Raw genomic sequence first — 6,216 nt, forward strand, 5'->3', positions numbered from 1 at the left:
CCAAGTGGAATTGCTTTCCGGCGCTGACATGATCGCCCGCGCCCTGCATGATGAGGGCGTGGAATATATTTACGGCTATCCCGGTGGAGCGGCGCTGCATATCTATGACGCCCTGTTCCGCCAGGACAAGGTCCAGCACATTCTGGTCCGTCACGAGCAGGCCGCGACCCACGCCGCCGATGGTTACGCGCGCGCCTCCGGCAAGCCGGGTGTGGTGCTGGTCACCTCAGGCCCGGGCGCGACCAATGCCGTCACCGGTATCGCCACGGCCTACATGGACTCGATCCCCATGGTCGTGCTGTGTGGCCAGGTCGCCAGCCACCTGATCGGTGAAGACGCCTTCCAGGAAACCGACATCGTCGGTGTGACTCGCCCGATCGTGAAGCACAGCTTCTCGATCAAGCACCCGAGCGAGATTCCCGAGGTGATCAAGAAGGCCTTCTATCTGGCCTCCAGTGGTCGCCCGGGGCCGGTCGTCATCGATATCCCGAAGGACATGACCGCCCCGACCGAACGCTATGAGTACAGCTACCCCAAGAAGGTACGCATGCGCTCCTATAGCCCGGTCACCCGTGGCCACAGTGGCCAGATCAAGAAAGCCGTCGAGCTGATGCTCAAGGCACGTCGCCCGCTGTTCTTCACCGGCGGTGGTGTGGTGTCCGGGCGTGCCAGCGAAGCGCTGACTGACCTGGTGCGCCGCCTCAACTTCCCGATCACCACCTCGCTGATGGGCATCGGTGCCTACCCGCAGGGCGATCGGCAGTGTCTGGGTTGGCCCGGCATGCACGGCTCCTACGAGTCGAACAATGCCATGCACCACACCGATCTGATCATCTGCATCGGTGCGCGCTTCGATGACCGCGTGACCAACAACACCTCGAAGTTCTGCCCGACGGCCAAGATCATCCACGTCGACATCGACCCGAGCTCGGTTTCCAAGACCGTGCGCGCCGATGTACCGATCGTCGGTCCGGCCGATGCCGTGATCAACGAGATGATCAGCCTTGTGCAGGGTCGCGAGCTGGCCAACCCCGATGCACTGGAGGCCTGGTGGTCCCAGATCGATGGCTGGCGTGCCGAGCGTGAAGGCAAGCTGTATGAGCCGTCCGCCCCGGGTGAGCCGCTCAAGCCGCAACAGGTGGTGGAAGCCGTGCACCGTGCGACGCGTGGTGAAGCCTTCGTCGCCACCGATGTCGGTCAGCACCAGATGTTCGCCGCCCAGTACTACAAGTTCCAGCGTCCCAACCGCTGGATCACCTCCGGTGGTCTGGGCACCATGGGCTTCGGTTTCCCGGCGGCCATGGGCATCAAGATGTCCTACCCGGAAGACGATGTGGTGCTGTTCACCGGTGAAGGCAGCTTCCAGATGATGATGCAGGAGTTCTCGACCTGTAAGCAGTACGGGATCGGGGTCAAGATCATCAACCTCAACAACCAGTCGCTGGGCATGGTGCGTCAGTGGCAGGACCTGAACTACAAGTCCCGTCACTCGCATTCCTATATGGAGTCGCTGCCTGACTTCGTGCAGCTGGCGGGTGCCTATGGCTTCCGTGCCATCAAGGTGCACACGGTGGAGGAGCTCGAGCCTGCGCTGGAAGAAGCCTTCCGCAACAAGGACGAGCTGGTGTTCCTCGACATCTATGTCGACCCGCGTGAACACGTCTACCCGATGCAGGTGCCTCTCGGCTCCATGCGTGACATGCTGCTTACGAAGACGGAGCGGACCTGATGCGCCATATCATCTCCATTCTGATGGAAAACGAACCGGGCGCGCTGTCACGGGTCGTCGGCCTGTTTTCACAGCGCAACTTCAACATCGAGACCCTCAACGTGGCCCCGACCGAAGACGCGACCCTGTCCCGTCTGACCGTCACCACGGTCGGTGAAGATCGCGTCATCGAGCAGATCACCAAACACCTCAACAAGTTGGTGGATGTGGTCAAGCTGGTGGATCTCACCGAGGGCAGCCACATCGAGCGCGAGCTGATGCTGGTCAAGGTCAAGGCGCTGGGCGCCCAGCGTGACGAGATCAAGCGCACGGCGGACATCTTCCGTGCCCAGATCGTCGACATCACGCCGAGCCTCTACACCATCCAGATCACCGGCGACGGTGGCAAGCTGGATGCCTTCCTGGCGGCGATGCAGCCGGTAGGCGTGCTGGAAGTGGCACGTACCGGTGTCTCCGGCATTGCCCGCGGTGAGAAGGTATTGAGCCTGTAATACGGTGGTGGTGGAATCGCAAGACAAGAACGGCGCCCCTCGGGGCGCCGTTTTCGTTGCTGCGCCATTTTCGTTGGTTCGCTACCAGGTATCAGTCAGCGGGTCGCTGCGGCGAGCCGGGCAGTTGCTCCCACAACGCGCGCACCAGCGGATGTCGCAGGCGTTTTTCCTGTACGCACAGGCCGACCTTGTAGGGGGTCAGCGGCGGATCGACATCAAGGATGCGCACCTGGTCGGCCAGCGGCGAATTGTCGAGCACGATCTGCGGCACCACGCCGATCCCGAAGCCCAGTCCGACCATGCTGACGATGGCCTCGTTGCCGGCGACCTGGGCATACAGGCGCGGCTTGATGCCGCGTGTGTGGCACCAGGCATCGAAGCGCTCGCGCGCCAGGCCGGTCTCCGACAGGATCATCGGCACACGTGTCCAGTCGATGTGGTCGTCGCCCGCCGCCGAATCGTCCGCCTCGCCGATGCCTTCCAGTTGCTGGCCGGGGCCATCACGACGCGGAGCAATGAAGCGCAGCGGTGACTCGGCGAAGTCGGTGAAGGCGAGACGGGAAGGCAGCACGTCGGGGCGCGCGGCGATCGCCAGGTCCTCGTGGCCCATCAGGACGCGCTCCAACGCCACGGCGGGGTCGCCGGTATGCAGCTTGAGCTCCACATGCGGATGGCGGGCACGGAAGGTGGCCAGAATCTCGTAGAGAAAGCTGTAGCTGGCGGTCACCGAGCAATACAGGGAGAGCTCGCCGCGCAGTTCATCGCTGTCTTCCAGCAGTGACTGGCGAATGTCATCCCATTGACTCAGGAGTTCGCGAGCATGACGACGGAAGCGTTCACCCGCCGGTGTCAGCGCGACGCTGCGGTTGTCGCGTTCGAACAGGCTGACGCCCAGCTCTTCCTCCATGGCCCGGATGGCGCGTGACAGGGCAGAGGCGCTCAGGTGGCAGGCTGTGCTGGCGCGCCCGAAATGCAGCGTTTCGGCGAGGGTCAGGAATTGCTTGAGTTGACGATTGTCCATGCCGGAGTCCGCTGTCGGTGAGTGCTGTAGAGGGAAATGCCTTGTATTGCGCAATATGGCATATGATGGTGCAAATATAGCATTTTACGCAATGTCGAGGTGCAGGTAAGGTGGACTCATCGCCGCGCAGGAGGAGGACGGCAGACCTTGATCCAAGGCGCACGACCTCCCCAGGACGCAGAGCGGCCGAGACAGATGGCCGTCGGCGCTGGACACTGTCATACGCCTTTCCCTCGCGGGAAGGGTCGCAAGAACAACAGACACTCTTTCAAGATCTCACGCCATCCCGCTGACGGGGTGAGCCGCCAGGAGCAATGACGATGAAACTCTATTACGACAAGGATTGTGACCTCTCCCTCATCCAGGGCAAGAAAGTGGTCATCCTCGGTTACGGTTCCCAGGGCCACGCCCACGCGAACAACCTGAAGGAATCCGGCGTCGACGTCACCGTAGCCCTGCGTCGCTCTTCCTCCAGCTGGGCCAAGGCCGAAGCGGCTGGTCTGAAGGTTGCTGAAGTCGAGGAAGCGGTCAAGGCTGCCGACCTGGTCATGATTCTGGCGCCGGACGAGAATCAGAAGGCCATCTACGAGAACCAGGTGGAACCGAACCTGAAGCAGGGCGCGACCCTGGCCTTCGCTCACGGCTTCAACGTCCACTACAACCAGGTCGTGCCGCGTGCTGACCTCGACGTCATCATGATCGCGCCGAAGGCACCGGGTCACACCGTGCGTTCCGAGTTCGTGAAGGGCGGCGGTATCCCGGACCTGATCGCCATCCACCAGGATGCGACTGGCCAGGCCAAGGACATCGCTCTGTCCTACGCGGCAGGCGTCGGCGGCGGCCGTACCGGCATCATCGAGACCACCTTCAAGGACGAGACCGAAACCGATCTGTTCGGTGAGCAGGCTGTCCTGTGTGGTGGCGCGGTCGAGCTGGTCAAGATGGGCTTCGAGACCCTGACCGAAGCGGGCTACGCACCGGAAATGGCCTACTTCGAGTGTCTGCACGAGCTCAAGCTGATCGTCGACCTGATGTACGAAGGCGGCATCGCCAACATGAACTACTCCATCTCCAACAATGCGGAGTATGGCGAGTACGTGACCGGCACCGAAGTCATCAACGAGCAGTCCCGTGTCGCCATGCGCAATGCACTCAAGCGCATCCAGAGCGGTGAATACGCCAAGATGTTCATCCAGGAAGGCAACACCAACTACCCGTCCATGACGGCCCGTCGTCGCCAGAACGCCGAGCATCCGATCGAGCAGACTGGTGAGAAGCTGCGCGGCATGATGCCGTGGATCACTGCCAACCAGCTGGTCGACAAGTCACGCAACTGATCCTGCCTATTGGATCCGGCGTGAAATGAGCGGGGCGCTCTCCATCAGGAGGGCGCCCCGCTTGCGTTGTTGCTCTATAAGCGCTATCGAATGGGAGAGGGAAGTGACAGTCGACGGTGAGGCCGCTAGGGTGTCACCACTATTCGCGCTCACTGGCAGGTGTAGAATGTGGTTACCCTGCCACGACGAGGCATGATGCAAGGAATCCCATGACTGACGAAAATCGACATCCCGGCGCAGACGAAGCCCCCGAAGCACAGACACGCCGCAGCAGTTCAGTGCTGGACAAGGTAGTGGAGGAGTTCACCGACGACAGCGAAGTCGTGGAAGAAGCCATTGAGGACGGCAAGCCCGTTCGTCGGCGTGGCATCTATCTGCTGCCCAACCTGTTCACCACCTCCGCGCTGTTCTCCGGCTTCTTCGCTGTGGTGTGTGCGCTGAACGGGGAGTTTGCCAACGCCTCCATCGCCATCTTCGTCTCGATGGTGCTCGACGGCCTGGATGGTCGTGTGGCGCGCCTGACCAACACCCAGAGCGCCTTCGGTGCCGAGTACGACAGCCTCGCGGACATGCTGTCCTTCGGCGTGGCGCCGGCGCTGGTCACCTTCAGCTGGATTCTGCAGGATGTCGGCAAGATCGGCTGGATCGCCGCCTTCGTCTACGTGGCAGGCGCTGCGCTGCGTCTGGCGCGCTTCAACGTCCAGATCGGCTCCACCGACAAGAAGTGGTTCATCGGTCTGCCGAGTCCGGCAGCGGCGGCACTCGTGGCCGGCTGCGTATGGACCATGCACAACTTCGACGCCGAGACCTTCGCCTTCAAGTCGCTGATGGTCTTCGTGGTCGCGGCTGCCGGTATCCTGATGGTGTCGAACATCCGCTACTACAGCTTCAAGGAAATCGACCTCAAGGGGCCGGTGCCCTTCGTGGCGCTGCTCGCCATCGTGCTGGCCTTCGTGGTCATCTCGTTGGAGCCGTCCGTGATGCTGCTGGGCCTGTTTGGTTGCTATGTCGCCAGTGGCCCGATCATGGCGCTGGGGCGCAAGCTGCGCGGCAACAAGTAAGCGTCAGCTGTCAGCAATGTGATGATCGATATTCGGCCCCGCCATTCCTGGCGGGGTCGAATGCGTTTCTGGCCGGGGGAAGATGTCAGCAAGCAACGGCGCGACGAGGACAAGAAGAAAAGAGAAGCAGTATGAGGAGGGGAGAGAAAGGCAGAGCAGAGATGTCACCCGTATGTCCCGAGAATGACAATCTCTTGAAAAACCCCTTGCTCTCACGGCGGTTCGTGCGTAAAGTACGCATCCGCTGCCGGGGACGCATGGCGTTACCAGCGGTGAAAGAGGTTTGCAGGTGATTGTTTTACTTGATGTTTTTGAAGTCCGCTTCGACATCATCGATTGACAATCCCGGGCGATTCGCTAGAATACGCCGCACTCCTTACGGAACAGGTGATCGAGCAACGCTCCTCACCGCTTGATGATGCTTAGAGGCAGTCGACTGACTCATCATCAAGTGCTTGACTTCTCAAGCGTTCCGGGTAGAATATGCCTCCTCGCTTAACAGCGACGCTCTTTAAAAATATGATCAGGTAATTCGTGTGAGCGCTTGCCGATGAGTGGTGACAAGGTCACCAAATAT

General features: G+C 61.2%; 5 protein-coding genes. 4 read left to right on the top strand and 1 reads right to left on the bottom strand.

Features of this window, described 5'->3' with window-relative positions:
• The first annotated feature begins 4 nt into the window (after positions 1-4).
• Complete coding sequence (locus AOG28_RS14785) at positions 5-1,729, top strand: acetolactate synthase 3 large subunit (protein WP_043337225.1); 1,725 nt, start codon at positions 5-7, stop codon at positions 1,727-1,729.
• Entirely contained in the window at positions 1,729-2,220 is a 492-nt protein-coding gene (ilvN, locus tag AOG28_RS14790) for an acetolactate synthase small subunit (RefSeq protein ID WP_043337227.1), read from the top strand. The genes AOG28_RS14785 and ilvN overlap by 1 nt, the downstream gene beginning before the upstream one ends.
• 91 nt (positions 2,221-2,311) lie before the next feature.
• Here the strand turns inward: ilvN and ilvY are convergent, their stop codons facing one another.
• Positions 2,312-3,241, bottom strand: coding sequence for an HTH-type transcriptional activator IlvY (gene ilvY, locus AOG28_RS14795; protein ID WP_043337230.1), 930 nt, complete (start codon positions 3,239-3,241; stop codon positions 2,312-2,314).
• 320 nt (positions 3,242-3,561) lie between these two features.
• Here ilvY and ilvC point away from each other — a divergent pair, with 320 nt between their 5' ends.
• Together ilvC and pssA are read left to right on the top strand one after the other, a co-directional pair.
• Positions 3,562-4,578, top strand: a complete 1,017-nt coding sequence (ilvC, locus tag AOG28_RS14800) for a ketol-acid reductoisomerase (protein WP_043337232.1) — start codon at positions 3,562-3,564, stop codon at positions 4,576-4,578.
• 209 nt (positions 4,579-4,787) lie between these two features.
• The gene (gene pssA / locus AOG28_RS14805; protein WP_054556944.1) at positions 4,788-5,639 is read left to right on the top strand and encodes a CDP-diacylglycerol--serine O-phosphatidyltransferase; all 852 of its coding nucleotides are present in this window, start codon (positions 4,788-4,790) and stop codon (positions 5,637-5,639) included.
• The last annotated feature ends 577 nt before the right edge of the window (positions 5,640-6,216 follow it).

Origin of the sequence: Cobetia sp. UCD-24C (assembly GCF_001306765.1) — a bacterium.
In the GTDB taxonomy this organism is placed as follows: Bacteria; Pseudomonadota; Gammaproteobacteria; order Pseudomonadales; family Halomonadaceae; genus Cobetia; species Cobetia amphilecti.